Annotated in this window: 3 protein-coding genes; 1 reads left to right on the top strand and 2 read right to left on the bottom strand. The window is 63.5% G+C overall.

The genetic code is table 11. The annotated features are described in order from the left end of the window. Nucleotides 1-37 precede the first annotated feature (37 nt). Together EIZ44_RS44365 and EIZ44_RS44360 are read right to left on the bottom strand one after the other, a co-directional pair. Entirely contained in the window at nt 38-1,084 is a 1,047-nt protein-coding gene (locus EIZ44_RS44365; RefSeq protein WP_134734607.1) for a threonine aldolase family protein, read from the bottom strand. A 100-nt stretch (nt 1,085-1,184) separates the two neighbouring features. Continuing rightward, nucleotides 1,185-2,081, bottom strand: a complete 897-nt coding sequence (locus EIZ44_RS44360) for a LysR family transcriptional regulator (RefSeq protein ID WP_134734606.1) — start codon at nt 2,079-2,081, stop codon at nt 1,185-1,187. A 70-nt stretch (nt 2,082-2,151) separates the two neighbouring features. Between EIZ44_RS44360 and EIZ44_RS44355 the strand changes: the two genes are divergently transcribed. Continuing rightward, a partial coding sequence (locus EIZ44_RS44355) for a DMT family transporter (RefSeq protein ID WP_134734605.1) occupies nt 2,152-2,625 on the top strand: 474 nt, incomplete at its 3' end.

Raw genomic sequence — 2,625 nt, 5'->3', positions numbered from 1 at the left:
CACATTCCCCCCACCAGCCCCATATTGTTAGGAGTTCTTAGACTTCGGCAAGCACCTTCGCCACCACAGCGATCGCACGTTCCGTATCTTCTGCGGAAATGTCAAGGTAGAACACTGCCCGTACGCCGTCCACACCTGACGGCAGCACGTGCAGTCCAAAATCGTAAGCCTGGTCGACGAAGGCGGCAGATCTCAAGCCAGTGAGGCGCAAGCGAACGATGTTGGTCTCGACACCTTCGGGGTTCAGGTCGATGCCGTCGAACTGAGACACCGCTTCTGCGAATCGCTTCGCGTTCGCGTGCACCTCGGGCAACCGATCCCTGTGGTTGCGCAGAGCGTGCAACGCCCCTGCTGCGACGATCCCGGCCTGCCTGAACCCCCCGCCGACTTGTTGTTTAAAGCGACGGGCCCGTGCGACCAGTTCGGCGGATCCCGCCAGGCACGAGCCGACTGGGGCACCGAGTGCCTTCGAGAAGCAAACGCTCACAGTGTCGAAGGGCCCGGCGTACTCCAGCAAGTCGATTCCGGTCGCAGCCGACGCGTGCCAGAGGCGCGCCCCGTCAAGGTGCAGGTTCAGGCCGAGGTCCCGACCGACGGCGGTGACTGCTTTCAGCTGGTCGATCGGCCAGATCGTTCCGCCACCACCGTTGTGGGTGTTCTCCAGGCACAGGAGCTTGACGGGAGCCGATACCGTCGACGGGAAGAACGGATGCGGCTGGCCCACGGCAGCTACAACATCCTCTGAGGTGAAGATTCCACGAACTCCAGGAAGAAGGCGGGGCAAGATTCCGGAGTAGGCCGCCGGCGCGCCACCTTCGAGAAGATAGACGTGTGCGTTCTGATCGAACAGCACCGCGTCCCCAGCCTCCGTGTGCGCGCGGATGCCAACCTGGTTGGTCATGGTTCCCGTTGGCATGTAGACCGCGTCATCCTTGCCCAGCAACGCCGCCGTCTCCGCCTCCAAGTCCTTGACCGTGGGGTCATCGCCGTACACGTCGTCGCCGACGTGTGCCCAGGCCATCGCTTCACGCATGGCCTTGGTGGGACGGCTACAGGTGTCACTTCGCAGGTCAATATGAGCCATGGGCACTAGCATGACAACATCGATTAGTAAATACTAGTAGCGCTTTCTTACTTAATGCGTAAGAAGAACTACCCGGTTGAGGCAGACCATCCTCGCGAAGTCAGTCGTCGAGTACCGCTCCGAAGTGACCCAGTGCCTGCCGCACATCCGGCCTGCGAGCAGCTCCACTCCTCGTCAGGGCGTACACCTTCCGAGTGATACGCGTCGACAGTGGGTGAAGGCTGACCTCGCCGCGGGCATCCGGCAGGGCCATCTGCGGGACCAAGGCAACGCCAGCACCAGATGCAACGAGCGCGGTCAACACACCGAAATCGGTGGCCTCTGCGACGACGTCCGGGACAAACCCGGCTGCGCCGCAAGCCCGCTGGATCATCTCGTGACAGGAAAACTCCTTGGACGGCACCAGCCATGGCTGTTCGGCGAACCTGCTCAGCCGCGCCTTCTGCCCGTCCGCCAACCCTAGCTTGCCCGCAAGCTCAGGTGACAGCGCAAGCAGCACGGGATCGTCGACGAGGTCGTGCTCCTCACAGTTGACCGGTGTCTCCCGAGGCAACAACGTGTAGCTGTGCACCACCGCGATGTCCGCTTCCTGGTGCATCAGAGTGCTCACGGCGAACTCAGGTTCCTGCTCGATGAGGCGCAGCGAGACCCCCGGTATGGTCGCCCACACCGGCGCGACCAGCGCTCTGGCCGCCGAGGGGAAGGCGGCGACCCGCACCACCCCGGCACCGTTGGCGCGCATCGCGTCCAGGGCGGCTTCAGCGGCTGCGACATCGCCGAGTATGACGTCAGCGTGCGAGACCAGCAGCTGACCGGCGTCGGTGAGCACAAGCTTGCGGCCCCGCTTCTCAAGCAACTGCATCCCCGCTTCGCGTTCGAGGGTGGCCAACTGCTGCGATACAGCCGGCCCCGTCAGCCGCAACGCCTCAGCGGTCGCCGCGACCGTGCCATAGTGGGCCAACTCGTGGAGCAGCTTCAGCCGACGAACCTCAAGCATAAGGCTTCCTTACCAGTATGAGAGGAAAGACTAAATAGACCTTCTCCATAGTAACCGGCAGACTGGGGTGGTGACCAACAGGAAAGCACCCCTTGCCCTCGCCGCGACGGTCGTCCTGTGGGCGTCCGCGTTCCCGGCGATCCGGATCGGCCTCGCCGGCTACGGCCCTCTCGGGTTGTCGTTCGCGCGCCTCGCGGTCGCTTCGGTCGCCCTGCTGGTCGCCGCCCCGTTCCTCGGCGTCAGACTCCCCCGTGTGCGCGATCTGCCAATGATCGCGTTCTGCGGGTTTACCGGAATGAGCGCCTACCAACTTCTGCTGAACGGCGGGGAAGTAAACGTGCCCGCTGGCACAGCAAGTCTGCTCGTCGCAACGGCACCAGTGTTCAGTGCCGGGCTGGCAGCGGTATTCCTTCGAGAGAGGCTCGGATTTCTCAAGATCGCCGGCAGCGCCATCGCGATCGCAGGCTCGGCCCTCATTGCCATGTCAGGCGGCGATGTCCACTATGAGGTTCACCCCGAACGGTGGACAGGGGCTTACGAGGGT

The organism is Amycolatopsis nivea (assembly GCF_004522235.1).
In the GTDB taxonomy this organism is placed as follows: domain Bacteria; phylum Actinomycetota; class Actinomycetes; order Mycobacteriales; family Pseudonocardiaceae; genus Amycolatopsis; species Amycolatopsis nivea.
The sequence above is the reverse complement of the archived record's forward strand: the minus strand, read 5'-3'. Positions and strand labels throughout refer to the sequence as shown.